At 34.1% G+C, this 25,803-nt stretch carries 26 protein-coding genes; 7 read left to right on the top strand and 19 right to left on the bottom strand.

Annotated features, from left to right (window positions below; all coding sequences use genetic code 11):
• Positions 1–288: 288 nt before the first annotated feature.
• Positions 289–858: a histidine phosphatase family protein gene (locus tag MHH85_RS06290; RefSeq protein WP_340706317.1), complete on the bottom strand. Its 570-nt coding sequence runs from the start codon at positions 856–858 to the stop codon at positions 289–291.
• A gap of 246 nt (positions 859–1,104) precedes the next feature.
• A complete protein-coding gene (locus MHH85_RS06285; protein ID WP_340706316.1) occupies positions 1,105–1,833 on the bottom strand; it encodes a hypothetical protein in 729 nt (242 codons plus the stop codon).
• A gap of 337 nt (positions 1,834–2,170) precedes the next feature.
• Here MHH85_RS06285 and MHH85_RS06280 point away from each other — a divergent pair, with 337 nt between their 5' ends.
• A complete protein-coding gene (locus MHH85_RS06280; RefSeq protein WP_193740140.1) occupies positions 2,171–2,821 on the top strand; it encodes a hypothetical protein in 651 nt (216 codons plus the stop codon).
• A 104-nt stretch (positions 2,822–2,925) separates the two neighbouring features.
• Here the strand turns inward: MHH85_RS06280 and MHH85_RS06275 are convergent, their stop codons facing one another.
• A complete protein-coding gene (locus tag MHH85_RS06275; protein ID WP_340706315.1) occupies positions 2,926–3,417 on the bottom strand; it encodes a GNAT family N-acetyltransferase in 492 nt (163 codons plus the stop codon).
• Positions 3,418–3,589: 172 nt separating this feature from the next.
• Between MHH85_RS06275 and MHH85_RS06270 the strand changes: the two genes are divergently transcribed.
• A complete protein-coding gene (locus MHH85_RS06270; protein WP_340706314.1) occupies positions 3,590–3,913 on the top strand; it encodes a hypothetical protein in 324 nt (107 codons plus the stop codon).
• A 165-nt stretch (positions 3,914–4,078) separates the two neighbouring features.
• Here the strand turns inward: MHH85_RS06270 and MHH85_RS06265 are convergent, their stop codons facing one another.
• The 4 genes from MHH85_RS06265 to MHH85_RS06250 all read right to left on the bottom strand — a co-directional run bounded on the left by MHH85_RS06265 (position 4,079) and on the right by MHH85_RS06250 (position 7,216).
• Complete coding sequence (locus MHH85_RS06265; protein ID WP_340706313.1) at positions 4,079–4,660, bottom strand: LOG family protein; 582 nt, start codon at positions 4,658–4,660, stop codon at positions 4,079–4,081.
• 291 nt (positions 4,661–4,951) lie between these two features.
• Positions 4,952–5,755 (bottom strand): arsenite methyltransferase, encoded by an 804-nt coding sequence (locus tag MHH85_RS06260; protein ID WP_340706312.1) that lies wholly within the window; start codon positions 5,753–5,755, stop codon positions 4,952–4,954.
• 100 nt (positions 5,756–5,855) lie between these two features.
• On the bottom strand, positions 5,856–6,908 hold the full coding sequence (gene arsB, locus MHH85_RS06255; RefSeq protein WP_340706311.1) for an ACR3 family arsenite efflux transporter: 1,053 nt from the start codon (positions 6,906–6,908) through the stop codon (positions 5,856–5,858).
• A 2-nt stretch (positions 6,909–6,910) separates the two neighbouring features.
• Complete coding sequence (locus MHH85_RS06250) at positions 6,911–7,216, bottom strand: ArsR/SmtB family transcription factor (RefSeq protein WP_053416794.1); 306 nt, start codon at positions 7,214–7,216, stop codon at positions 6,911–6,913.
• 450 nt (positions 7,217–7,666) lie between these two features.
• Here MHH85_RS06250 and MHH85_RS06245 point away from each other — a divergent pair, with 450 nt between their 5' ends.
• The 5 genes from MHH85_RS06245 to MHH85_RS06225 all read left to right on the top strand — a co-directional run bounded on the left by MHH85_RS06245 (position 7,667) and on the right by MHH85_RS06225 (position 11,844).
• A complete protein-coding gene (locus MHH85_RS06245; protein ID WP_193740146.1) occupies positions 7,667–8,149 on the top strand; it encodes a PTS sugar transporter subunit IIA in 483 nt (160 codons plus the stop codon).
• Positions 8,150–8,191: 42 nt separating this feature from the next.
• Positions 8,192–9,010 (top strand): PRD domain-containing protein, encoded by an 819-nt coding sequence (locus tag MHH85_RS06240; RefSeq protein ID WP_053415991.1) that lies wholly within the window; start codon positions 8,192–8,194, stop codon positions 9,008–9,010.
• Positions 9,011–9,078: 68 nt separating this feature from the next.
• Positions 9,079–10,524 carry an N-acetylglucosamine-specific PTS transporter subunit IIBC gene (nagE, locus tag MHH85_RS06235; RefSeq protein ID WP_193740147.1) on the top strand — a complete coding sequence of 482 codons (1,446 nt, stop codon included), beginning with the start codon at positions 9,079–9,081 and terminating at the stop codon, positions 10,522–10,524.
• 237 nt (positions 10,525–10,761) lie between these two features.
• Positions 10,762–11,016: a hypothetical protein gene (locus tag MHH85_RS06230; protein ID WP_193740148.1), complete on the top strand. Its 255-nt coding sequence runs from the start codon at positions 10,762–10,764 to the stop codon at positions 11,014–11,016.
• Between the two features lie 204 nt (positions 11,017–11,220).
• Positions 11,221–11,844, top strand: coding sequence for a DUF3885 domain-containing protein (locus MHH85_RS06225; protein WP_340708129.1), 624 nt, complete (start codon positions 11,221–11,223; stop codon positions 11,842–11,844).
• Between the two features lie 530 nt (positions 11,845–12,374).
• On the opposite strand, the gene MHH85_RS06220 is transcribed toward MHH85_RS06225, so the two are convergent.
• The 12 genes from MHH85_RS06220 to MHH85_RS06165 all read right to left on the bottom strand — a co-directional run bounded on the left by MHH85_RS06220 (position 12,375) and on the right by MHH85_RS06165 (position 25,592).
• Positions 12,375–13,007 carry a hypothetical protein gene (locus MHH85_RS06220; protein ID WP_193740150.1) on the bottom strand — a complete coding sequence of 211 codons (633 nt, stop codon included), beginning with the start codon at positions 13,005–13,007 and terminating at the stop codon, positions 12,375–12,377.
• Between the two features lie 962 nt (positions 13,008–13,969).
• A complete protein-coding gene (locus MHH85_RS06215) occupies positions 13,970–14,632 on the bottom strand; it encodes a Dph6-related ATP pyrophosphatase (RefSeq protein WP_193740151.1) in 663 nt (220 codons plus the stop codon).
• 231 nt (positions 14,633–14,863) lie between these two features.
• A complete protein-coding gene (locus tag MHH85_RS06210) occupies positions 14,864–15,505 on the bottom strand; it encodes an NIF family HAD-type phosphatase (protein WP_193740152.1) in 642 nt (213 codons plus the stop codon).
• Between the two features lie 52 nt (positions 15,506–15,557).
• The gene (locus tag MHH85_RS06205; RefSeq protein WP_193740153.1) at positions 15,558–16,211 is read right to left on the bottom strand and encodes a YesL family protein; all 654 of its coding nucleotides are present in this window, start codon (positions 16,209–16,211) and stop codon (positions 15,558–15,560) included.
• A gap of 12 nt (positions 16,212–16,223) precedes the next feature.
• Positions 16,224–17,057, bottom strand: a complete 834-nt coding sequence (gene hisJ, locus MHH85_RS06200) for a histidinol-phosphatase HisJ (RefSeq protein WP_193740154.1) — start codon at positions 17,055–17,057, stop codon at positions 16,224–16,226.
• 17 nt (positions 17,058–17,074) lie between these two features.
• Complete coding sequence (locus tag MHH85_RS06195) at positions 17,075–18,430, bottom strand: MATE family efflux transporter (RefSeq protein ID WP_340706310.1); 1,356 nt, start codon at positions 18,428–18,430, stop codon at positions 17,075–17,077.
• On the bottom strand, positions 18,414–19,313 hold the full coding sequence (locus tag MHH85_RS06190) for a metallophosphoesterase family protein (RefSeq protein WP_340706309.1): 900 nt from the start codon (positions 19,311–19,313) through the stop codon (positions 18,414–18,416). The genes MHH85_RS06195 and MHH85_RS06190 overlap by 17 nt, the downstream gene beginning before the upstream one ends.
• A gap of 14 nt (positions 19,314–19,327) precedes the next feature.
• On the bottom strand, positions 19,328–20,227 hold the full coding sequence (locus MHH85_RS06185) for a carbohydrate ABC transporter permease (RefSeq protein ID WP_340706308.1): 900 nt from the start codon (positions 20,225–20,227) through the stop codon (positions 19,328–19,330).
• A 59-nt stretch (positions 20,228–20,286) separates the two neighbouring features.
• A complete protein-coding gene (locus tag MHH85_RS06180; protein ID WP_340706307.1) occupies positions 20,287–22,002 on the bottom strand; it encodes an extracellular solute-binding protein in 1,716 nt (571 codons plus the stop codon).
• Positions 21,996–22,976 (bottom strand): ABC transporter permease, encoded by a 981-nt coding sequence (locus MHH85_RS06175; protein ID WP_340706306.1) that lies wholly within the window; start codon positions 22,974–22,976, stop codon positions 21,996–21,998. The genes MHH85_RS06180 and MHH85_RS06175 overlap by 7 nt, the downstream gene beginning before the upstream one ends.
• A 16-nt stretch (positions 22,977–22,992) precedes the next feature.
• Positions 22,993–24,444 carry a CehA/McbA family metallohydrolase gene (locus MHH85_RS06170; RefSeq protein ID WP_340706305.1) on the bottom strand — a complete coding sequence of 484 codons (1,452 nt, stop codon included), beginning with the start codon at positions 24,442–24,444 and terminating at the stop codon, positions 22,993–22,995.
• Positions 24,441–25,592, bottom strand: a complete 1,152-nt coding sequence (locus MHH85_RS06165; protein ID WP_193740160.1) for an ABC transporter ATP-binding protein — start codon at positions 25,590–25,592, stop codon at positions 24,441–24,443. The genes MHH85_RS06170 and MHH85_RS06165 overlap by 4 nt, the downstream gene beginning before the upstream one ends.
• Between the last annotated feature and the right edge of the window lie 211 nt (positions 25,593–25,803).

The raw sequence follows: 25,803 nt of genomic DNA, 5'->3' as shown, positions 1-25,803 counted from the left end.
TAAAATTTTAAGTACAACTTTTGGAAGGCCTAATGTATGGGGTTAGTTAACACGTACCTCCCTCAAAGTTACAATTCCAGTCACATATGTATTAGTCATAAAACACCCACTCCTCTCATCTATTGATACAGTTAATATACCACTAATTACAACAATATCCTATTTATACCTGAGCAAAAATATAACAGCCGACAAACCTTTTCAAACATTTTATTGTTTCAGAATTAAGATTTTTTATATAAAAAAGTTAATACCATATTTCTATCTTCATCAGAAGCGTACTATATATTATTCATTATTAAACCTTCTCTTCACTATCTCTAATAAATGATAACCATCAAAAGTTAATTGATAAATATCTGGTTTTTCGGTCGATTTCCAAAAATCATAACCAAGTGAGGAATCAAAATAATTTAGAAGACATGTCATGATATTCCCGTGAGTTCCAATAGCTACATTTTCAAACTTTGGGTTTCCTAAAATATCAAGAATAATAGGTAATGATCTATTTTGAGCTTCTCTGACTGACTCTCCACCTTCTAAACAAAAGTCTATATTCTCGAATGACTTCCTAAGTTCTAAATCTATTTCATTTTGAGATAACTTATATTGCCCTTTAATCGCTCGTTCTTTTAGACCTTCTTCAATGATTATCTTAGATGGTTCGATTAGTCCATCCAACGTCTGTATTGCTCGTTTATAGGGGCTAGAAAACACCGCATCAAACTTTATTTTATTCAATGAACTAACAAGTTTCGCAGCAGATTCTCTTCCTTTTTCAGAAAGAGGACGTTCACGTTCTTGACCAAAGATAAATGGAGATTCTGCATGTCTAATAAAGTAAATAGTAGTTTTCATGGTTTCACCTCATATAATTATTTTGTGTTAATGGACTGATCCTAGCTTGAGAAATAAACTTAATTAGCCAATTGTAAATGGTGTTTTAAAATTAAAAAGTGCCTCTAATTTCTTTATATAGTTCTCCTTATATATTAGGGCTTTATTTAAAAAATGTGTAACTGACATATATTGAATTTGAGTTACTTTCATATTCATTTTAATTAGAACGAATTCGATAGGAATTGAAAGATTTTGCTTCTATAATTAATCAAAAAAGTATTCATCTTCATCCCATTTACCATTGTATAAACATCCACCTTTTAGGTATACAATTTCTGCATCACTATTTTGCCCCACCTTATATATCTCTCTATTACACAAATTAATGGAATGAATATAGTGAAAAATTTCAACATCATTTAATTGATTGTCCACATAATTATACTCTTCCATATATAATTCTTTAGACGTACCAAGTTGCATACCAAGTTGACTTCTCTCATATCTTAATAATTTCCCGTCTTTATATTCGCACCTTGAAATGTCAGATATAGAGCCGTTTCGTTGTACAGTTATACCGATTTCAATATCACTGTCATGAATAAGGAACTCTTGAAATTGAGTACCAAATTCATTATTATGCTGAACATATATTAATTTCCCTAGCTTATTAAAGCCATATTTAAATGAATATTTTTTTGAAAAGCGTTTTAATATTTTACCCCGTTTTGTTCCCCCAACAACATAAGTAAAAACAAGACTAGGACAATAATACCCTCGATGAAACATAGTTTCCCCGCCTTTTGTATAAATAACAGAATCAATATCTTTAGTAATTGTGTTCTCTAAAGATGCTATTTCTTTTCTATAAAAATGAGCGAGTTCCTTATGGTTTGCTATTATATCCTCGTATCGCTTAAATTCTATTGAATATACATTTTCATTTTTTTTCTTAAACAAGTCATCAAAATTTACTGGTTCCATCAAAATCATATTAGTAACTCCTCAATCTTTAAAATTATTTTCACTGTTTGATGCTACTTAAAAAATTTCATGTATTTTTCATAGTAATACCTCTATTTAAGGAACTAAGATTCTTACTTACCGAGAAATTTTTTTTCCTATAATTAAAGAATGTAACAATTAATCAGACTTAGCCTATGGATAATCATCTTTTTTTCCTTAATTAAGTAATTTTTAAACCTAATAATAAACATATAAACTCAAAAAATCCATTTTGTAGTATAATTTTTCATATAGAACAATAGGAATAAATTAGTAACCAACAATTGTTTTAAATCCTTATTTACCGAGAAAGGAGCTACAAAAGATGTTGAATATTATATTCACTATTATTTTTATCTTTGGTATTTACTATTTAATTCGATATCGAATTAAATTGAGAAAAGCTGTTCAGCTCTCTAAAGACGCTATCTACCCTAGTAAGGAAGAAGAATTTAATAGTATCCTCATTCCAACTGAGTGGCGGGAAATGGAGTGTCTTAGTAAAAATACGAAGTCTTACCAATATGTTAAATGGGGAACCGTAATTGCAATTTTACTATTAGTCATTTTGTTAGCGATTGTGCTTGTAACCGATGTACTAGGAACTTCTTCATTTAGTATTGTTTCTTTATTTTTTGTGATTATTTCCGCTATTAAACATCGTAGCAATTTGTTCATATTAGCAAATGGCATAATCTTTGATAGCAAGTTCTATTCTTTCAGTAATATAAAAGGTTATGAAGTAGAAAAAATAAGTCGTTGGCATGAGCTATATGGTCTTGACCCTAAAGTAAATGATGGTTATAAATTTATTTTAAACATAAAAAACAAACCATTTTCACCTAATTTCATTGTAGTAAAAGATTATGAAAGCATTGAAAAAATTGTAGATTTACTTGAGAAAGAAGGTATTTCAGGGATAATAAATGAAGAGAAACCTTATGCAACTGTCAACACATCTACTTATAAATTTTAAATATTGGATTTGCAGGTATATCAGTGCTTATCAATAAAACAGCATGTTTTGATCAATCATTCAAAACATGCTCTTTTTTTATTCCCAGTATTATTTTGATGTATTTAATGTTTGGAACCCCTATATACCATTGTGATAGATGTGCCTGATATTCCGTATTCTTGAAAACCGAGTTTATTATATATATGTACTGCGTCATTATTATCTGGATCTACACTTAAGGAAATAGAATTATACCCCTCTGCCATAGCAAGCTGCATGATTTTGTTCATAAGTAAAGTTCCAATTCCCTTTCCTCTACCATTCTCTACAACAGCAATTCCTAATTCTGGTGTGTTTTGATCGACATATCCATAGCCTTGATTATTCTCCTCAAATAATCTGTACCAGACCGCTCCTACTTTTTGGTTTTCTTCATCGATAGCAATTAATACTTGATCCCCTTCTCTTCCCCAATTTTCATGATATTTTCTAATGTGCGGGAGGTTTAACAACTCTTCTCTAGTCGGCTTATTCTCTGGAATATGAATTGATTCATATAACATATCCAATAAAAACTCGTACTCATTTTCTTCAAGGTTTCTAATCTCTATCAACTTGTCTTCATTCCCTTCTTATTTTTAAGCAACTGTGTAGTTACACAGTTGAAGTTAATCTTTTCTTCTCCAAATAATTCAGACATAAAATTATTTATTTCTGAATAAATTGAAACTAATTCCTTATTTTACCGTATAATCTATATAATTGAACTAGGAAGGAGGATATCTGATGGTAACTCGGAGGATATCAACAACATTACTTCATTATTTAACAGCTTATATTAAAGTTATAGCCGTTTTTTTATTACCAGGATTTGTATCCTTAGAAATGACTTCAGAACAGAGTCGAAGAGGAAAAAAGACTATTCGTCAATTGTACCAATTCGATTGGTACAAGGAATTAATACAACAATATAAGCATAATTGTGATCACCATCCTGCTGTTCTGGAATTCGCTAGTTATGTTAACGTGGATTTACTGCATACAGTAGAAGGAAAAGAAAAGTTTATTAAAAACTTTAAAATCCTTTTAGATTCCTTGAATTCGAAGTGAAAAATTAATATGAATTTAAAAAAGCGAAACTAAAGTTCTTTTAGTTTCGCTTTTATCTTGTATGTTGAGGATTTTAATTTCTTACAATTAGTATGACAAAATGTAAATTAAGTCTTCCTTATAGGTTATTTCGTCAAAATCTGTATCACCTTTACTTGTTGCTAATTAGGTCTGTTTTTCAGTAATATAAGATTTTACAGTTGGTGCTTCATAAGAATTAAATTGGTCGAGTAGTCCACTTGGTTCTATATCTACTAGCGCCATAGTACGGTATTTTTCATGTAAGAACTGTTCATCAGACATATGATTAAATAAAGCAATAAGCGGATCATAATAATGATTAATATTTAAGAGTCCACAAGGTTTTTGATGTAATCCAAGCTGAGACCAAGTGAATATCTCAAAGAATTCTTCTAATGTTCCTGGTCCACCTGGTAACGCCATAAATCCATCTGCAAGTTCTGCCATTTTTTCTTTTCTATCATGCATAGAGTCTACTACAATTAGTTCAGTTAGATTCTTATGAGAGATTTCTCTTTTCTCTAGAAAACTAGGCATTACTCCAATAACTTTTCCGCCCGCTTCTAATACAGCGTCTGCAACTGCACCCATGACGCCTACACTTGCCCCTCCGTATACAAGGGTAATATCACGTTTTGCCAACTCTTTACCCAATTTTTTTGCCACTTCTACATAGATATCCGAAGCTCCATTACTTGATCCACAAAATACAGCTAGAGTTTTCAATATATACCACGTCCCATTATGTAATCTTTCTTACATATCATACATTACTTTGAAATTACATTTACATCAATACCAAGTAACGTAAACTATTATTTTGCTTTTCAGTATTTTTATTTTAAATTCAAGTTTTATAAGCAATTTTATTAAATGTGATTTTCTGATAGAAGTGTATGAAATAAAAAAATGACTTCGCTACTTTAGCGAAGTCATTTTTTACTCAATTATATTGCTTTCTATAATTTGTTATAACTACTACTTTTATTCATTTCATAACAAAAGCTGTAGATTATTCTATTTCACAGCTTGAATAATAGCCGACACGATATATTCTTCCACTCGATGTTCTGGTGCCCATTCCTTGATAAATTCTTTCGATTCATCTTTTGGAGTGATTTGAATATCTTTAAACCCTGCTTCTTGCAAGTAAGCAGTCAATTCTTCTATTGGTGATGCGCCTGCGATGCAGCCTGAATATAGCGCCATATTTTGTTTCATATTAATTGGTAAAGTTGTTGTTAAAATTACATCTGAAATGGCTAAACGACCGCCATCTTTTAGAACACGGTATGCTTCTTCAAAAACTCGCAATTTATTTGGTGATAAATTGATGACACAGTTAGACATGATAACATCGACAGATTGATCTGCGACTGGTAAATTTTCAATCTCACCTAGGCGAAATTCCACATGATTAAATTGCGGTTTTTCTGCGTTTTTCCGAGCTTTCGAAATCATTTCTGGTGTCATATCTACACCAATGACTTTCCCATTTGAGCCCACTTTAGGCGCAGCTAAAAAGCAGTCAAATCCACCACCAGAGCCTAAATCTACTACAGTTTCACCTTCTTTTAAAGCCGCAATTGCTTGTGGGTTCCCACATCCTAATCCCATATTGGCACCATTTGGAATGCTTGTGAGTTCTTCATTTGTGTAACCCATTTTTTGCGAAATCTCTTTTACAGAGATATTTTGATTTTCATCTGGTGTGCAACAGCTTGGAGCACAGCAATTGTTTGTATCAATATTTTTTAACGCTACTTGTTTATAATTATCACGCACACCTTGGCGTATTTGATCGTTTTTCATTTCTGTCATTTTTATATCCTCCGTCCACATCAATACATAAGCGTTCACTTATATAATGAATTAAAATTAAACCTAGACAATGCTAGGCGTAAATCTTATGATTCAATACTTACAATTTAATTTCAAAATATTTCTTCTTCCATCTAAGCGCTACTCCTACTAGAGCTATTAACACCGGTACTTCAACAAGTGGACCAATAACAGCGGCAAACGCTGCACCACTATGAATACCAAACACACCAACAGCTACTGCTATCGCTAATTCAAAGTTATTGCTGGCAGCAGTAAATGAAAGTGCTGCTGTAACTGGATAATTTGCTCCTGCTTTTCTTGAAGCAAAGAACGACACGACAAACATGATCAAGAAATAGATTAATAGAGGAATGGCTATACGAATCACGTCCATTGGTAATTCAATAATCTTATCCCCTTTTAAAGAAAACATCATGACAATAGTGAACAATAAAGCAATCAAAGTTAATGGAGAAATCTTAGGAATGAATTGATTTTCATACCACTCGATCCCCTTCACTTTAATACCAATAATGCGCGTTAATATACCTGCAACAAATGGGATACCTAAGTAAATCAGCACACTCTTTGTAATTTCCCACATTGAAATAGATATATTTAAATTTTCTAATCCAAACCAGCCCGGCATGATATTTAAAAAGAAATAGGCAAATACAGAATAGAATAAGATTTGGAATACAGAGTTAAAGGCAACTAACCCTGCAACATACTCGTTGTCGCCTCGCGCCAAATCATTCCAAACAATGACCATTGCAATACATCTCGCTAGACCAATCATAATTAATCCCGCCATATACTCTGGATAATCATGTAGGAAGATGATTGCTAGGAAAAACATTAAAAATGGACCTAATAGCCAGTTTTGTAAGAGTGATAGCAATAGAACTTTCCAATCTTTAAATACACGCCACATCTCTTCATATTTCACCTTAGCAAGAGGTGCATAGAGCATGACAATTAAACCAATCGCAATTGGAATAGACGTAGTACCTACTGATAAAGTATCTAATGTATCTTTAAAATTTGGTGCAATGACGCTTATAAGAACACCCAACCACATTGCAATGAAAATCCACAGTGTTAAATACCGATCTAAAAAAGATAGCTGTTTTGTTAACGGTTTTTCCACCTTCAATCATCCCCTTCTTGGGAAGAACAAGTTGGTCCACAATGTTTATATGAGATTGGCTCTAATTCATCAATAATTGCTTGGATATATGGAGATTGTTCTTCATGTAATCGATAATGCTTCCATGTCCCTTTTTTTCTTTCTAAGATGATGCCAGCGTCTTTTAATTTACGTAATTGTTGACTAACAGCTGGCTGAGAAACCTGCAGGACATCAACTAAATCACATACACAGACCTCGCCTTGCTTTAAACAGGCTAACAACTTTAAACGGTTAGCATCACTAACGGCCTTTAACTGTTTTTCCATTATTGTTAAGGAATCCACAATCCCACCTCTTTTATATAATCATTTACTTATATAAGTATACTCTTATATTACAAAGTATTCAAGTTTATAATATTTGCTAATCCTTCATCTAAAAAACATGGTGCACGCTCTTTTTTATTTTTCACTTGAAATAACTTGATCAAAATCGATTTATTTTTTTCTTAAACTTGTACTTAAAATTAAATGTCCTTCATATAATTCATTAAAATTGTTACAAATTTTTAACTTTTTTTCATATTTCTATTGAATAGTAAAATATTTAATGCTATTATCTGAATATTAGTTTAATAACGAATCACATGTTACTGATACGATCAGGCATGGTGGTAAACGAAGAAGTTGTAAAAAACTACTTTGTTGCCTCCATGCCTTTTTTACGCTTTTCTATTACGGCAGCATTATTACATTATTCAACAAAGGAGTTTTAACATGCTATCAAATTTATTTAAAAAACGTAGTTTAGAAGTTTTGGCACCTATAAATGGAGAGATTATTCCATTAGGTGAAGTTCCAGATCCCGTCTTCAGCCAAAAAATGATGGGAGAAGGTGTCGCTATTATTCCTACTAATGGGAGTGTTCATGCCCCTGTAGAAGGAGAAATAGTTCTCATTTCAGATACCAAGCATGCTATTGGTATACGCACTACTGATGGTTCAGAGATTCTCATTCACATTGGTTTGGAAACGGTCTCTTTAGGTGGGAAAGGATTTACAGTACTTGTAAGTGCAGGTGATAAAGTTTCTACAGGGCAAGTTCTTATCGAAGTGGATTGGGAATATATTCGAGAAAACGCAAAAAGCATTGTTACACCTATCATCATTACTAATAGCGCTGACAAAAACATTCAATGCCATTATTCAAAAACAGGTATTCAAGATAAAACCGTATTAATGACCATTTCTGCTAAGTAATGCATCTTTACATTATCGTAAGTAAGGGGGAGATCACTTTCGATGAAAATAACGAAGATTCTCAATAATAATGCCGTAGTTGTACTAGATAACGAACGTGAGAAGATTGCTATAGGATCCGGAGTTGCCTTTAATAAAAAACGAAACGATATCGTAAATCTAGATAGAATAGAAAAGATATTCGTTATGAGGGAAAATGACAAACTTCAACAATTATTAAGTCGAATTCCAGAAGAACATTTTACAATCTCTGAAGAAATTATTTCGTATGCTGAAGAATACATTGGTGGTAAGTTAAACGAACATATTCATATTGTTCTTACTGACCATGTGTCATTTGCAATCGAAAGGCTAAAAGATGGTATTCAACTCAATAACAAGCTCTTAAATGAGATAAAAATCTTATATAGGAGAGAATTTGAGATTGGTCTTTGGGCAATACAACATATAAAAGAAAGATGCCAAGTTGAAATGCCGGAAGATGAAGCTGCTTACATCGCTCTTCATATCCATACGATGAAATTACAAGGAGGCGATTTACATCAAACGTTAAAGCAAACGACGATTATTCGGGATATGGTTCAAATTATACAAAAAAAACTAAACATACATCTTGAGGAAAGTGATATTTCCTATCATCGTCTAATCACACATTTACGTTTTGCTTTAACAAGGATGAATCATTATGAGCTGCATACAATGGATGAAGAAATGCTCGTCATGATTAAAAAGAAATTTCCCTATTCGTACAATTGTGCTGTCGAAGTGACCAAAGAGTTAAAGAAGTTGCATGGTATTGACCTACCAGATCATGAGTTAGGCTACATCGCAGTCCATATTGAAAGATTACGAAAGCAATAAAAAATTGAAATTATTTTATTTTTTTAATCAGAGTTATCTAAATATTCTGTATTGGAGTGAGTTATTATATGATGAAATATTTACAACGGCTTGGTCGTTCTTTAATGTTACCAGTAGCTGTTTTACCTGCTGCCGCAATTTTGATGGGTATCGGCTATTGGATTGATCCGGATGGCTGGGGTTCCGGAAATGTATTAGCAGCTTTCTTAATCAAAGCTGGATCTTCGATTATTGATAACATGTCGTATCTATTTGCAGTTGGTGTAGCATTGGGAATGTCCAAAAATAAAGATGGCTCTGCTGCATTAAGTGGGCTAGTTGCTTTCTTAGTAGTGACGACATTACTTTCTACTGGAACAGTTTCTATGCTACTAAGTACTGATGTAGCCAATGTAAATCCCGCATTTATTAAAATCGAAAACCAATTTATCGGTATTATTTCAGGCATTGTTGCTTCTATCATGTACAACCGCTTTAGTCATGTACAATTACCAGATTTCTTAGCGTTCTTTAGTGGTAAACGATTAGTTCCCATAATGACAGCTGCTTCTATGCTAGTCGTTTCCGCAGCATTGTTCTTTATCTGGCCAGTTGTATATTCTGCATTAGTTAGTTTTGGTGAAGCTATTAGTGAATTAGGTGCTACTGGTGCAGGGTTATACGGATTCTTTAACCGCCTATTGATCCCAACTGGATTACACCATGCATTAAACTCAGTATTTTGGTTTGACGTTGCTGGCATAGATGATATAGGTAACTTCTGGAAAGGAACTGGCACAAAAGGTGTTACCGGAATGTATCAAGCAGGTTTCTTCCCTATCATGATGTTTGGATTACCAGCTGCTGCTTTAGCAATGTATCATACTGCTAAAACAAAAAGAAAAAAACAAGCTGCTTCATTAATGTTAGCTGCAGGTTTCGCTGCATTCTTCACAGGGGTAACTGAACCACTTGAATTTGCATTTATGTTCTTAGCACCGGCTCTTTATGTTGTACATGCTGCTTTAACAGGTTTATCCTTATTTATCGCTGCAACATTCCACTGGACAGCAGGTTTTGGTTTTAGTGCAGGTTTTGTCGATTTCTTCTTAAGTTCAAGATTGCCACTTGCTAACCAACCTTTAATGTTAATCGTCCAGGGCTTAGTATTTGCAGTCATTTACTATTTCTTATTCCGATTCTTAATCGTGAAATTCAACTTGAAAACACCTGGTAGAGAAGACGATGAAGATGTAGAAATAGATGAAGCTGGAGACACTGCATCAGGTAATAAATTCTCAGACATGGCATCTAAAATTTACGATGCGTTAGGTGGCGATAAAAACGTAACTTCTGTTGACCACTGTGCAACTCGTCTACGTGTAGAAGTTAAAAATATGGATGTTGTGGATCAAAAGAAAATTAAGGCTACTGGTGTTCCTGGTATAAATGTAGTAGGATCACAAAGTATCCAAGTAATCGTTGGAACAAACGTACAGTTTGTTGCTGATGAGATTGAAAAAATACGAAAATAATAGTAATTTACTAGACTGAGTTGTAAAATGCTCAGTCTTTTTCTATTAATATATAATATAACTCAACTTTCAAACCTAATAATACAATTTGAAGAGAGTTTGTTACTCTGTAATAAAGTTTAATTAAAATCAAATCACCCCTTTAGTTTTTCCAAGAACACTTTTGGATATATATGTTAATATAATAAAGATTATGAAAATAGATTATTGAATAAATATATACATAGAGGTGAGAATGTGGAAAAAAGTATTCAAAAGTGGTCTGTATACGGATTTTTTATATCCTTGGGTTTATCAGTCTTATTTGTGGATTACAAAGTAAATTTTCATTTTGACGGAGGGTATACAACAGAGTATGTACCCGTTTACGATTACATTGTTACTATACTTCGTTACAGTGTAATCGGTGCCTTAGTAGGAATGTTTGTAGGTTGGGCATTAACGAATAATAAAGTTGTTACAGCTTTAAAAAAGCAATTCAAAAATGATTAAGTCCTAAGATAACAAAATAAATACATAATACGCTTTTTGTAATAAATCACATTATTATTAGTTAACTAACAGATGCTTTAGCAAAAAAATCTTTGAGCTGTTCATACAGCTCTTTTCCTTATTTAACTACCGGGCAGATTAATTCAATAAGAAACAGTAAAATAAAAAAAATAAAAGAGGTGCAAAATGCTTTTAAACGATTTTATGAATGAGAATTTCCCTAACTTAGAACTTAGACCACCTTTGTTTTATAGTTGGAAAATTGGTATCCGTTTTGAGTTAGGTGTGGATTATGATAAAAATTGCGTTTATAAAAATAATCCATATTTACAAGGGGTTTATAGTAGGGTTATTACATTATTTAAATCCTTGTTTTCTGATAAAGATGATATTTATATCGTAGTTGACGTAAATGATTATGCAGATGGTGACACTTTCAAACATAAATTAAATATCTTTTCTCGGTATATAAAAGATAAATCAGTCTTATATAGGTTAACCCAAAATACAATTCCTTATATTTTTCCTGAGGATGATGAAGAAGGAGCATATAAGACACATAGATTTACTTTAAAATGTAAAACTTCTGATATTAAATACTTTCCTATATTAAAAGCAATTTGCAATCAGGATATGGGAATAAGACCAAGCGTTTTTCATAGAGTATATTTCATAAACATCAACAGGAAAACTATATTTCACGCTTATGATGACAGGGGTTGTGACATATTGGCTACATCGCCCAAAACAATAAAAGGGGTTTATGACAAATACAACGATTGGATATTAGATTACGATAGAAATGAAATAGACGAGGTGTTCAAATAAGGGGTTTTTCCTTATTGGACTAACGAGTGTTTTTGTTGAAGAAGGATTTACTAAAGATCAAAAAACAAAGACTAAGTTAATCTACAAAATGTGTAGGATCAAATTGGTCTTTATTTTTTAAGATCAACAATCTATACGAAAACGGCCTTGTTTTATCATTTACCAATAGAGATAGACTTACTAGGGAAAATAATCAATACAATTTAACATTAGTTTAGGTGAACTGTATCATAAGTAATTGAGGTTTTTTTCCCATTAAGTTGTTCATGTTGTTCCAGTGTGCTGAAATGTGAAGCTTCACCGCTTCGTCCAAGTCGTCTTTGTTTGTGAAATAGGCTTAGTCAGTTTAGTAAGTAGTCATCTGTATATTCCCCCTTTACCCTCTATATAGAGAAGAAATCTAGAAAGCGGACAAGCTTTATAAATAAAAAATAGCCTCATGAAACATGAGGCAATACTGATACAAAAGATGTATAAAGTTAACGTTTCTTCAGAAGGCGAAAACTAACAGTGCTGGCCAAGCTGAAGGATCAATCACATCTATATTTAAATTTAGGTTCTGTCTGAATGTAAAAGGCATTTCTTACTTGCGCACACCAATTGGCAAAGGCGGATCTCCATTCGGGCGTTTTAAAGAATTGTTCAACAGTTTGTGTTTCAGAATGCCACACGATAAATAAATTGAGTGGGGCAATTCCTCCTGCCCAAATCCCATTATTTGCGTCGGTATCCTCTTCCCTGACTAATAATAAGGGTAGTCCAAATTGAAATGCCATTGAGGGTTCTACTTGCGAATAAACTGAACCTTCCCAGACCGGAGTGGGTGGTGGGAGGGGTCCGGTATTGACATCGACTGTTTCAACTTTAAACCGACGAAGGTTTACTGCCAACATTCCATAACTTGATGAAACTAACCGGCGAATATCCGTTAAAATCGATTCGGGATAACTTTCGCTTAGAGGCAATGTACGCGGAAAAAGCAAAGCGTTCTCAATCTCCAAAATTAGACGGTTTAGAAACCGTTGTTGGTTGTCATTTAAATGCGTTGTCGTACTTAAAAATATGGGAATACGATAAGCGCGGTCAATGCACTGCTGATGTGCTGAATCTATATTTTCATTATCTCTATCTCTGCGTGAATCGTTATGTCCATCATGACTCATTTTCTCACCTACTTTTTTTAGTATATGAGAAAGGAATAAGAAGGATTGGACGTCAATTATCTAATCAAATTGAAGCATTTAACATTTGCATAATTTTTTATAGATTCATAAGTATCCTAATATATAAAAAAATGAAAGCACCGCTACCTTCATTAATTCATGCTTAACTAACCTCAATTAGATACGCCATAGTAAAACGTACCATTAATGTGCTTTAGTTCAATCACACAGTAAAAAAACTTATTATCAAGTTACAAAGATCTGCAGTTAGTCTTTTAATAGGCATTGGTACCGTTTTTACCTCAATAGGTTTTACAATATTATAGTTCGAGTGGCTTTTTTAGTGCAGCGTCTGGTGTATTTTTAATGGTGTTTGCTGTAACATTTGCAAATACAAGTATTTGAATTAGCAAGACATTGAAAGCATTATATGATGCTGGAAAAGGAACGATATAAGGAGAAGTTAGAGCACTAAAGCTCGTTTTTCAAGGGTATAAACGAGCTGGCAATGCACGAGCTATTAAAGTAGCAAGGAGAGTTTTAAAAAATGTGGATACATTTAATGTTTATTATACTGATAGTTTTGTCACTTGGATGCACACTTTGGTTTTTTAAATGGGAAAAGAAGAGTGAAACAATTTATGCTGCAAATAGTACCTTATTGGCATTAATTAAACTCTTACCAAGAAGAATTCAAAAAATAATATTTATATCTATATTTAGTTTAATAACTATATGTATAACTAATCTATATATTAATTTTATAGTATATAAATAGTGATTTTTAGAACTAAGAGTCAAAATAATTATGTACAAAGCATTTGTGATGAATAAGATAGAAGAATAAGTGCCAGTCACCCCAAAAATTCTGACAATAGACTCTAATTTAAGTCGTAGGATCTCCAATTTTTATTGAAGAAACGGATTTAAAAAGACCGCACTACTTCCATGCGGCCCTACTTTCATTTTTCTTCTAATGAAACTGGGGAGAAAACATAATGACCTTTTTCTACAGGAGCAGAAATAGAGATAGGGACACGCTCAGAGAAAATAGGTCCATCAACTACAATTGTGTGAAATTCCCCATTTTCTCCACACGCATCAATGCCTGCTGCTTCTAGTTCCTCTACTAATTCTTTTGTTAATCTTTTCCCAACATAAGAAGCAGGCATCATAGTTGTATTTACTACAATAATCCACGACTCAAAACCAGCTTCTAACAGTTCCTCTACCACTGACTTTCTCGACATTTTCCATAATGGGTGAACTGCTTTAATATCCGATTTCGCACATGTTGTCTGTACCCATTCTAAATGACCTTCCAAATCAATATCACCGAACACGCCGTGTGTAATTCCTTCAGCACGACATACATCCATCGCATCTATAAATTGTTTCTCATATGAGCTCCAACTTGCAGGTTTAGTTAAAAGGGGTACCCCTAATTTATCCACTTGTGCTTGTACAACTTCTAAAGGAACTGCATGAGACTTAGAAATCTCCCCATCATCCTCAAACATCGTTAATATTTTCTTCGGAATCATTCCTAATTGCAGTGCTCGATAATATGCCAGTGCAGAATCTTTTCCACCACTCCAAGAAGCAACGAAATGTACGTTTTCCATAGTAGAATCACTCCTTTTTATTGAACTTAAAACTTAGAATTCCATCCCAAATAGCTTTCTTAAAAGGTGCTCATAATACGAATTTACAAGTTTTATATCTCTATATTTTACTACATTGATAGCATTTATGTATTTTTAGACCCTTTATATAATATCTCCAATTCAGGTTCCAAAACAAATAAAAATACCCCATATGAAAGACTTTAAATCGTCAACCATAAGGGGTTCAGTTTATACTATTGAAATTAATTCCTTTAAATCATCAATGACTTTATCTGCTTTTTCTAGTTCTGTAGCTTGGGCGAAATCGAAATTGACACCTATAGATAGTAACTTATTGTCTTTGGCAGCAAGAATGTCTGATAAACGATCTCCGACAACCACTCCTTTTTCAATTTTATTTTCTAGTAAAATCTTCTTTACCAAATCCGATTTATGTCCAGAAGGTATGGTCTGAATACTGTATACTTTCTTGAAAAATCTATGTAGATCATAAGTATCAACAATTGATTGTAAATAAGAAGCTTGTCCATTACTCGCTATATATAAATCGTATTTTAAGCTAAGTGTTTCAAGTACAAGTTCTGCGTGAGGATATAAGTCACCTTGTTTGTCTTTAATCAGATTAATTGTCTTTTCGTGAAAAATCTCATTATTTTTTTCACGCATCTCTGGTGAATGTTGTGGGCATAACGTTTCCCAAACAACCGGTAACGGTACTCCCATTATCTCTCGGTATTTATTGATTGGCGTTTCCTCGTTCCATGATCCATTGGTTCTTAAGATATCAAATGTTGCTGCCAATGCAGGCTCTAAGATTAAATTAGTCTGAAATAATGTACCATCCATATCAAAAATAATTGCTTGTTTCATTAATAAGCCACCTCTCAATCTTTATTACAAATTCATAAATCTACTATCTTCTTTAATAGTACAAGAGTTCATCTCGTTGTTGTTCATACATTGTAGAATTCTTTCTCTTTTGTACCTTAAATGTTGGGAACATAACCTTTGCAATCACAAAACCTAAAAGTGTCACACCGATAAATGGAATAATACTAGAACCGTAATATAACAAAGTACAATAAATTAATAAAGTAGCAATAAGTATAAAGCTTTCCTTAACATGTGTGATGGGGTATTTAAGCATTTGGAAAAAATACTGTTTTATCGTCAATTCATAATGAACGTAAATAGCAAAGCCCATTAAAGAAGAAATCGAGACATATATAAGTACTCCAAACAAAATAAATGTCATTACAAGTCCAATAAGGCTAGTTGACTGTAATGTAAGCTGTATATCTGCCCAAATAATAAGCCATAAAACTACCATACCGTAACCAAGTACATTCGCTTTCAAAAAGCTATTACGATAGGCTTGCCAGAAATCAGATAAAAGCTTCACGTCTTTTCCTTGTAACATCCATTTGCGGAGCAAACTAAAAATTGCAGCAGTTGCAGGAAAAACGCCTAATATGCCAGCACCTAATATTGAAAAGCCTATCCATATGAAGTTTAAGAGTACAAGCCTATACAGCCATTCACCAAATACATTAAATTTCTCATAAAAACCTTGCATGTACTTCTCCCCTTAGTCACTTAAGTAGTTTGCAACCATGTCGTAATAACGCCCGACTTCATAACTTTTATGTGCGTCGGATCCAAAAACGATATTAATCCCGAGTTGCTTTGCCTGCGTAACAATTGGTAGTGGTGGATACGTCTGAAGACAATATGGCTTCGCTAATCCGGCAACATTTAGATCCAGCGATAACTGACGTTGCTGCATTTCTTGTAAAATCTCATTTAAATAGCTTTCACCGATTTCATTGAATGTCGTAGGCTCGTCAAAATAGCGTTCAAACTTATTGCAAAGGGTAATATGACCAATTCGTTTTGGCTTATATGGCCCTAGATCTGCTTTAATAGATTGTAAGAGTAATGACAAGTATGCATTTTGTGCTTCCTGGAACCCTCCGTAATACTCAACAATACCTTCCTTATAATCTTCTGGACAATAATCGATAGCACGCCAGCCACCATGACCTTGTAAAAAATGTAAAGATAGTATGTTGTCATCTGTTTGTGGACCGAATTCATTTAAAAACGCCGACGTCCAATCTTCAAATCCAGGAGCATAGTCAATTTCAAAGCCTACATGAATATTAATTTGACTAGCATATTTTTTCTTTAAATCATGCATTTCCGTTAAATATGTAGGTACATCTTCTATTCTCATTCCTGCCGTATCAATTGCATACTGCTCGCCTGCTGCTGACTTTAAAAAGGCTGTTGGCAACGGTGCATGCTCTGTAATACTGTAATCAGTAAAGCCTTGTTTGATAGCTTGCATTATATATTCCTCGACAGACTCTATACTGCCATGTGGACAATAATGCGTATGTGTATGTCCATCCTTTTTCAAAAATATCCCCCTACTTTCTAAGATTGAATGATCGTAATTCGCTGCCATTTTCCTTTTAACCAATACGCTGCTAGCAATAGTAAGCGTAAGTATTCATCTACTATAAATATAAACCATATTCCATAAATACCAAAGCTTGTATATTTAACGATTAAAAAACAACTTGGGATGACTAATAGAAAAGTAGTGACAATATTTAAATACGTTGGGTATTTCACTTCTCCTGCAACATTTATCGCTCCGACTAATATTTCATTTAAAGCCCGAGCAGTTTCGAGTAAAATATTTAACCATAACAGTTGTTGGACGAGAGTAATAATGGCGTTATTATCAGTGAAAATTGAAATAATACTTTTACTACTTAAAGCAAGCAGCAATGTCATCGCAATAGTGGTAACGAACGACCATTTTAAAACACTATTTGTATAGCGTGAGGCATCTACCTTCTCACCTCGTCCTATCATTTTACCTATAATCATTTGATTCACAGTTGACATCGAAGCTGCTACCGCAAAAACAACGAGTGAGATGGTAGATGCATAAACCTTTGTTGTAACAATTAAAGTCCCTAGCGACGCGATAAATGCGGTAATCACCGTTTGAGACACGTTATATGAAATATTTTCAAATGCTGACGGGAAACCTAGTGATAATATACGCCCTGTCATTTTTCGAGATAAGTTTGGTTGAAAAAGTGCTTTACGATATTGTTGGAAGTACTTGACGAAGAAGAACAAAATACAAATACTTCCTAAGATCCTTACTAGCAATGTGACAGTAGCAATACCAGTTACACCAGTCCCAAAGATTGAAAAAGAAGTATTCAAAACGATGTAATTTCCAATAATATTGCACACGTTAATCGTAATTGATATATACATGACAAAACGAACTATGGCAAAGCTACGAAGTACAACACTGATACTTGAAATGACTGCTTGGAAGATTAAACTTATTGCAACAATTCTTATATAACTATTAGCTGTGTCCATTAAACTAGTTGGTGTCTGCATCAACTGTAAAAGCGGTGTCGCAAATACATAAAATACACCTGCAATAACAATCGCGGTCAATAGTGTAAAGTAAATAATATGTGCAATAACTTGTGCAATTGTCTCTCTGTGAAGATGCTCATTCATTTGGAATAGTTGGATACTACAACCGATTGTAATAATACCAACGAGCATAAAAGCTAAATTTAAAAGCTGAGCCGAAATCCCAACAGCTGCTACAGCATCATCACTATAGTTGCTCAGCATTAATACATCGATGTTACTTAATAATAGTGCAAAAAATTGCTCTATTAGAATTGGAATAAGTAATACCTTAAACGTTAATGGTCGTGTAACTGTATCGTTATTCACTAAATTCATAACTAAATTGAGCTGCTGTAAGGGTATGTGTTTCTATGGATTCATCTTGCAGCGTAATGATACGCGCGCCACGCTCCAACTCACCGTAGCACTGATAGCCCCCCACTTGTCCATAAATTAATTGAATACCATGATGGTCCCCAACGAAATTATTGTCATGATCATGACCGGCAAAAATTGCTTTGACATCACCTTGTATATAGGCATTTGCGAATAAACCTGTATTGATGTAAGGTGCTGAAATCGTATCATTCGTTTCATTACATTCACCAGATAGAATAGATTTTGATGCCTCCTTATATTCAGGGATCGGAATATGCATAAAGATAGCATTATTCTTTAAGTTGTATTTAGCATAATGTGCAGCAGTTCTACGATACCAGTTTACTTGTTCTGGATGTATCCATTCATAATTTCCAACGGGTAATGGAGCTTCTGCGCCTGAGTCCATTACGTATAGCACATGTTTTAATGCCTTACTATCATTCCGGTCATAAACTTCAATCGCATAGCATTCACGATCTTCTACGATAAAAGAATGTTTTTTAGTTACAGCATTTTTTAAATGTTTTTCCAATGCACGAATTTCGCCTCGACTAAATTCATCTTCTGAATCATGGTTCCCATATGTTATTGCTACTGGGACATCATATTTATTAAACCGCTCTAGCAATTCCTTAAAAATAACGTCTGACTGTGGTACCCCATCACTCCAAATCAGGTCTCCAGTGATGATAGCTAAATCAGGATTTAGTTTTGAAAATGCATCGTCGATTAATTGAAATGTTTTTAAATCATTTTCATGATGCGGTTTTGAACCAATATGTAAATCCGTTAACTGTAAAATCTTAAAGTTATTTTGCTTATTATAAATTAGTTCCATCTTTTAACCCCCGTTTATTCTTTAATAGAGCCTACTGTAATCCCTTTAACAAAGTACTTTTGGATAAATGGATAGACACAGACGATAGGTAATACAACAAAGATAATGGTTGCCATTTGAAGTGATTCACTTGTAATCGAGACCCGATCTAACATTTCATATGCTTGCGATCCAGAAGATCTCAATAAGATATCAGCTAACGCATCTTGACGTGTCAACATTTCTTGTAATAGGGTGGCAAGTGGTTTTAACATTTCATCACGTACATAGAATATCCCTGCATACCAGTCATTCCAGTGTCCAACTGCTGTAAATAGACTAATTGTTGCTAAGACTGGTTTACTCATTGGTAAGACAATCGTCCGAAAAATTTTAAATTCACTACTACCATCAATGCGGGCAGCTTCTATTACACTCATTGGTAATTGGTTGAAAAATGTCCGTAATAGTAGAATGTTCGTCACACTATATAAGCTAGGGATAATATATACCCAAATCGTGTTCGTTAAGTTTAGTTCCGTTAATACTAAATAGTAGGGGATCGTACCACCACTAAAGAGCATTGTGAAGAAGATGAAAAGCGTAATATATTTGCGACCTGGTAGCGTTTTGACTGTTAAAGCATATGCTGCCATTGCCATCAACCCAACACCAATAGTTGTCCCGACAACTGTACGGAATATAGAAATCATCAAACCGTTTATTAAATTATTTTGTTTAAATACTTCGGTATAGTTTTCTAGTGACCAATCACGTGGTATAAACATAATTCCACCCTTTTGTGCATCCATTCCATTATTAAATGACAATGCTAAAATGTGCATAAAAGGTAGAATAATTGTTAAACAAAGAATACCAATTAATATCAGGTTTAATATACGTAACGGCAATGGGGTTTCCATACTTTTACTCATGTATTCATCTCCTTAAAGACATCTTCTGAACACTAAATGTCCAGAAGATGCATGTTATCTTAATATTTAATTGTTACACCATCTGCAATTTTATCTTCGATGAACTTTGTAAAATTGCTTAAGCCTTTATTTTCTAGATTTTTCTTTGATTCAGCTAAAATGGCTTCTGCTTCGGTTAAATCTTTTGCATAGTAGGCACGTAGTACGTCGTCTTTGTAACGGTCAATTGCTGCAGTCAGTTCTCCCTTATCCCCTTCAAATTCATATAGGAATGATTGAACGGATAAACCATCGATAATACGCGCTTCTTTTAACTGTTTGTCAAAGTCGAAGATTTTTGCGATTTGTTGAGCAGCTGTATCATCCTCTTTAGCAACACTTTCACCCCATGTAAGTTCTCCGAAGTCAGCTACGTTATCCATATCTGTATAACCTAAATGCTCACCCCAATATGAACCTACACCACGGAAACCTAGCTTTTTAGCTTCTTCTGGATTTTCTTTGAGTAAAGTTAATAATTCTTTTTTAACGACCGGTTTACCTTTCTCATCTAACTCATAGTCACGACCTTCAAGACCATAGAAGTATAGTAATTTTCCTTCTTCACTTGCTAACCAGTCTGCAAACTTCACAATATGTTCAGGCATTTCCGTAGTACTTGGAATAGCCCATCCTGCATAACCAGATTTATAAGAAATGACCATATCATTTGTTCCATCAACTCGTTTGATTGGTCCAAGTGGAATATAAGTTAAATCGTTGTTTTCTGTAATGAAGTTATGCATATTGGATACAATCGCAAATGAACCGTTCACAACGCCTTCTTTTGCTCTCGTTTCTTCCATTGTGTAGAACTCTTTTGTCATTAATCCTTCTTGCATTAGTTTTTGTACGTATTTTACACGTTCGATACCATAGTTGGTTTGAGTTTCATGTAGAACTTTACCGCTTTTATCTGTCATAAATTTCTCACCAGTTGTGCCTGTCCATACTAAATCGTTATATAGAGAGTCTCTGTCCATCCCTCCCCAAACTGTAGGTCCAATAACTGTCACTGGTTTACCATTATCATCAACAAATTTCCCATCCTTAATTTTCACGGCTAAATCATACAGTTTTTCTGATGTTGTAATTTCATTTGGATCGATGCCAAGTGCATCAACAATTGCTTTTTTAATATAAACACCACCGACCGTTTTACGACCAATGTCTCCTACGTTACGGTTAATTGACATATGCACTAAGTAAGATGCACCGTCCCAATCATCACGGAACATAATGTTTTTCGCTGTATCTTCTGGTAAATACCCTTTTTCAAAATATTTTGAGTAGGTTTTAGTGTCTTTTAAATAGGGTGCTAGGTCTGTAAACATCCCTTCTTTCGATGCTTTTAGAAGCATCGACATCTCAGGACGACCACTGTTATCTAAATAGTAAGAAATGAAATCTGGTAAGTCTCCCGCAGCTAATCCAGCAGCAAGTGCTTCTTGGGAGTCCTTAGATGTAATACCTTGTAGCTTTAATGTAATCCCCGTTTTTTCTTTTATATACGCTTGAATTTCAGGATTCATCTCTACAGATGCATCATTTGCTGATTGGAAAACTAAACCGGTAATTGTACGATCTGCAATCCAAGTATCAGGTGCATCCGCTGGTTTTTCCGTATTAATTGTTGAAGATTTATCGTTGCAAGCAACTAACATCAAAGTGAATGCCACTATAAAGATGCTCAAAAATGTTTTTTTTAAATTCCTCACTACTATTCCTCCTACCATAATGAACTATCGAATTTTTTACTGGTTACTCGATTCACTACTATCGTTAATACTAATCCTGCTATCCCTTGCATTAATCCAATAGCTGTTGCATATCCAAACTGTCCACCTTGGAGACCTGTACGAACAATATACGTATCAATTGTCTCTGATACATTGGCATTCCCAGGGTTTTGCATTAAATAGATTTGATCAAAACCAGCTGATAAAATACTACCCAATGACAAGATGAATAGAATAATAATTGTCGATGTTATACCAGGCAAAGTGACATGCCAGATTTGACGTAAGCGTGATGCGCCATCAATTGAAGCCGCCTCATACAATGTAGGAACAATGGCCATTATGGCTGCAAAGTAAATAATTGAGTCCCAGCCAATTCCCTTCCAAACGTAACTAATAAATACGAGCGGGAAGAAATGTGATGCCTCCATCATAAAGAAAGTTGAACCATCACCACCGAATTTTTGAATTAGTTGATTTAATAAGCCTGTATCTGGTGCAAGTAAGCGTGACATAATGCCAACCACAACGACCCACGAAATGAAGTACGGTAAATAGGTAATACTTTGTAAAGTGCTTCGTAGTTTGCTATTTTTCATTTCACTAAACATGATGGCTAATATAATTGGAAATGGTAAGGCGACAAATAATTTCAAGCAACTAATAATGAGTGTATTCTTTATATAAATCCAGTTTCTAGGGTCGTCAAAAAATTGCTCGAAATATTTTAAACCGACAAAGTCGCCTCCTAAAATCCCCGTATTAAAGCCGTACTCTCGGAATGATAAAACTAATCCAAGCATTGGCCAATACGAAAAGATTAAGAAAAAAACAAGACAAGGAAATAGCATCGTGTAAAAAACTTTATGCTTCTTAAGTCGTACCCAAGTTGATACCTTGACTGGTTTGTAATGTTGCTCAAGCTCCTCTTTGGACTTGAGTTCGCCGTTATAGGTGACAAATGTAGTCAATGATTATGCCTCCTTTTTAAACATATTGAAAGTACACAGGATTTGTAAAAGCTGTTATATCCCCAACTTTGTTTTTAATTTCGATACGTAAATAATTTTCTGTAAAATCATCAGATATGTAATCAATCACCATTTCCGAATCCATCACCTCTTTTTCATAAAGCAAACGTTCTCCTGCGATAATGCATACATGGGATGACGATTCCATATTGGAAAGAATGAGAGAGATTTGTAAACGATGATCGGTTATACGGATATGGTCTCCAATTGAAAATCTCTGGTTAACAGTTAGCTCAATCCTTGGCCCCATTGATATATAAGAGCGTCCGTATTTTAGGCTGTCTATAATACTAGCCGCACTCGCATCATTTGCTTGTACGAACATGTATGCACATTGCTCATCTTGCCCCATAGGATTATGCCAATCACGACCACAGCTTGCTTGAATTTCGTAACCTTGTTGAAGTAGATGAGTCCATTTAGCATAGGCATCGAGATTGCTTAATGATGATGTCGGACTTGGACCATTCCAGACTTCAATAGCGTCAATGTGATTGATATGATCTAATACATAATTCCATTGACACCCTGTACAAAAAGGGTTACCCATATCAAAAGGATGTGCAATTGTTATTAAAGCGTTATTATTTTGTAGCTGTTGCAACAATGCTTGTAAGGACGATGATGATAAGTGAGTCCAATTATTCAATGGAATATTCTCTGCATGATGCACTAAAAAGTGACCATAAAACGTTGTGTATTCCACCCCTTGCAGCATTGTTAAATTATGTTGATTTAACTGTAAATCTTGGTAAGCAGAAGTCGTATTATGATCCGTGATTGATAGACAATGAATGCCTTCTTGTTCTGCTGCAGTTAATAATTGTTCTGTAGTTTGATTTCCATCGCTATGCACTGTATGTGTATGCAACTCTGCTTTTACCCACGGTGCATTTTTATCTACTTGTATTGTTTTAACTATCTTTTTCTTAGGCTCCCTTAATTGTGCCAATGGGACTTCACGAGAAAACGCTGATTCTTCCACCTCAGCTTGAACCTTTAAGTCACATTTAATATTCGGTGATAGGCATGCATGATTATGGATTGTAAATTGCCAAACCCCCGCTGGTATTTCACCTGCTTCAAAGCCAAGTGATGCTTCACTATCACTAATTTCGATAAGCTGATTTGAATTAAAATAATGACGGCCACCACGGAATTTGTATGGATCATGAATCGATAATGTTAATAAGTTCCGCAAAACGGTGTCATTTTCTAGTATCGAGACACTATAACCTTCTCTTAAAACTGCATGTTCAAGTGCAACTCGGTCACTTTCTTCAATTGGACTGTAATTAAAATTGACAACCAAGCGAGAGACATTATGTGGTACTTCAACATGAAATGTCATATGTGCTTGATTTGCTTTTTCATCTAATGTCATGGCTATTTGAAAGAGTTCTCTCATAATTTGATACTTTCCCTTTCCAAAATTTTATGCACATCATTTTCTACATGAAGTGGTAGACGCATTTCTGTCGCTTTATCGAAGAAGTGCATATCTTCTAAGTTAATGCTAAGAGCTAATTTTTCCCCTGTATTGTAAAAGCCCATATCATTAACTTTTAATATCATCTGTTGTTCATTCACATTGAAATATACAAGCGTTTCAGCACCCATTAATTCAGCAATTTCTACTTCTGTGACAAATGACAAATTATTTGATTGCTCATCTACTTCCGTGACAATATTGATATTTTCTGGACGAATACCGAGAATAATTTTCTGTTCTTGATAATTTCTTTGCTGAAGCTGATTAACAATGCTTTTTGGTAACTGATATCGGATAAGTCCTATTATTAGTTCACCGTTTACATAGTCAGCTTCTATAAAATTCATCGCAGGTGAGCCGATAAACTTTCCAACAAACACATTCGCTGGTTTTAAGTAAATTTCACGTGGAGTACCGACTTGTTGAATCAGTCCATCTTTCATCACTACAATGCGCGTTGCCATAGTCATTGCTTCTGTTTGATCATGCGTTACATAAATCGTCGTAGCTTTTAAACGTTTATGTAATTTCGAAATTTCAGCACGGGTTTGGAAGCGCAGTTTCGCATCTAAATTTGATAGTGGTTCATCCATTAAAAATACTTTTGCTTCGCGAACAATGGCGCGTCCAAGTGCAACACGTTGACGTTGCCCACCAGACAATTCTTTTGGTTTACGTTCGAGTAGTGGATAAATGTCTAAAATTTTGGCAGCTTCTTTTACTTTTGCATCAATTTCACTCTTAGATATCTTTTTCATTTTTAAGCCAAAAGCCAAATTATCATATACACTCATATGAGGGTATAAAGCATAGTTTTGAAATACCATTGCAATATTACGATCTTTAGGATGCAAATGGTTTTCTACGCGGTCATCTATTACAATCTCACCTGAAGTAATATCTTCTAATCCAGCTATCATTCGAAGCGTTGTCGATTTACCACAGCCAGAAGGTCCAACTAATACGATAAATTCTTCATGATCAATGGTTAAGTTAAAGTCTGTTACGGCATGCTTACCATCCTCATAATCTTTGTACAGATGTTTCAGTTCGATTTTCGCCAACTTTATAGTCACCTCTCTCGTGAATTCTTTTTAAGCTTACTGTTTGGATGTTAATACCGTATTAGCTAAATGATAATGATTGTGTTGAATTTCTTTGTTTTCTTCATAAATAGAGTTATTAATTTACATCCCATTCACAATAGGTGTGTTTTTGTATACATTTTTATGAAAAATAGGATTAATTGTTTGTTTCAATACACTTCTTTTTGTT

The organism is Viridibacillus sp. FSL E2-0187 (assembly GCF_038006425.1).
Classification (GTDB): Bacteria; Bacillota; Bacilli; order Bacillales_A; family Planococcaceae; genus Viridibacillus; species Viridibacillus arvi.
The sequence above is the reverse complement of the archived record's forward strand: the minus strand, read 5'-3'. Positions and strand labels throughout refer to the sequence as shown.

Excerpts from the sequence above, each read along its gene's own strand:
- MHH85_RS06290 (WP_340706317.1), bottom strand. The coding sequence starts at position 858 with ATGAAAACTACTATTTACTTTATTAGACATGCAGAATCTCCATTTATC.
- MHH85_RS06285 (WP_340706316.1), bottom strand. The coding sequence starts at position 1,833 with ATGATTTTGATGGAACCAGTAAATTTTGATGACTTGTTTAAGAAAAAA.
- MHH85_RS06280 (WP_193740140.1), top strand. The coding sequence starts at position 2,171 with ATGTTGAATATTATATTCACTATTATTTTTATCTTTGGTATTTACTAT.
- MHH85_RS06270 (WP_340706314.1), top strand. The coding sequence starts at position 3,590 with ATGGTAACTCGGAGGATATCAACAACATTACTTCATTATTTAACAGCT.
- MHH85_RS06260 (WP_340706312.1), bottom strand. The coding sequence starts at position 5,755 with ATGACAGAAATGAAAAACGATCAAATACGCCAAGGTGTGCGTGATAAT.
- MHH85_RS06250 (WP_053416794.1), bottom strand. The coding sequence starts at position 7,216 with ATGGAAAAACAGTTAAAGGCCGTTAGTGATGCTAACCGTTTAAAGTTG.
- MHH85_RS06245 (WP_193740146.1), top strand. The coding sequence starts at position 7,667 with ATGCTATCAAATTTATTTAAAAAACGTAGTTTAGAAGTTTTGGCACCT.
- MHH85_RS06240 (WP_053415991.1), top strand. The coding sequence starts at position 8,192 with ATGAAAATAACGAAGATTCTCAATAATAATGCCGTAGTTGTACTAGAT.
- nagE (WP_193740147.1), top strand. The coding sequence starts at position 9,079 with ATGATGAAATATTTACAACGGCTTGGTCGTTCTTTAATGTTACCAGTA.
- MHH85_RS06225 (WP_340708129.1), top strand. The coding sequence starts at position 11,221 with ATGAATGAGAATTTCCCTAACTTAGAACTTAGACCACCTTTGTTTTAT.
- MHH85_RS06220 (WP_193740150.1), bottom strand. The coding sequence starts at position 13,007 with ATGAGTCATGATGGACATAACGATTCACGCAGAGATAGAGATAATGAA.
- MHH85_RS06215 (WP_193740151.1), bottom strand. The coding sequence starts at position 14,632 with ATGGAAAACGTACATTTCGTTGCTTCTTGGAGTGGTGGAAAAGATTCT.
- MHH85_RS06210 (WP_193740152.1), bottom strand. The coding sequence starts at position 15,505 with ATGAAACAAGCAATTATTTTTGATATGGATGGTACATTATTTCAGACT.
- MHH85_RS06205 (WP_193740153.1), bottom strand. The coding sequence starts at position 16,211 with ATGCAAGGTTTTTATGAGAAATTTAATGTATTTGGTGAATGGCTGTAT.
- MHH85_RS06195 (WP_340706310.1), bottom strand. The coding sequence starts at position 18,430 with ATGAATTTAGTGAATAACGATACAGTTACACGACCATTAACGTTTAAG.
- MHH85_RS06190 (WP_340706309.1), bottom strand. The coding sequence starts at position 19,313 with ATGGAACTAATTTATAATAAGCAAAATAACTTTAAGATTTTACAGTTA.
- MHH85_RS06185 (WP_340706308.1), bottom strand. The coding sequence starts at position 20,227 with ATGAGTAAAAGTATGGAAACCCCATTGCCGTTACGTATATTAAACCTG.
- MHH85_RS06180 (WP_340706307.1), bottom strand. The coding sequence starts at position 22,002 with ATGGTAGGAGGAATAGTAGTGAGGAATTTAAAAAAAACATTTTTGAGC.
- MHH85_RS06170 (WP_340706305.1), bottom strand. The coding sequence starts at position 24,444 with ATGAGAGAACTCTTTCAAATAGCCATGACATTAGATGAAAAAGCAAAT.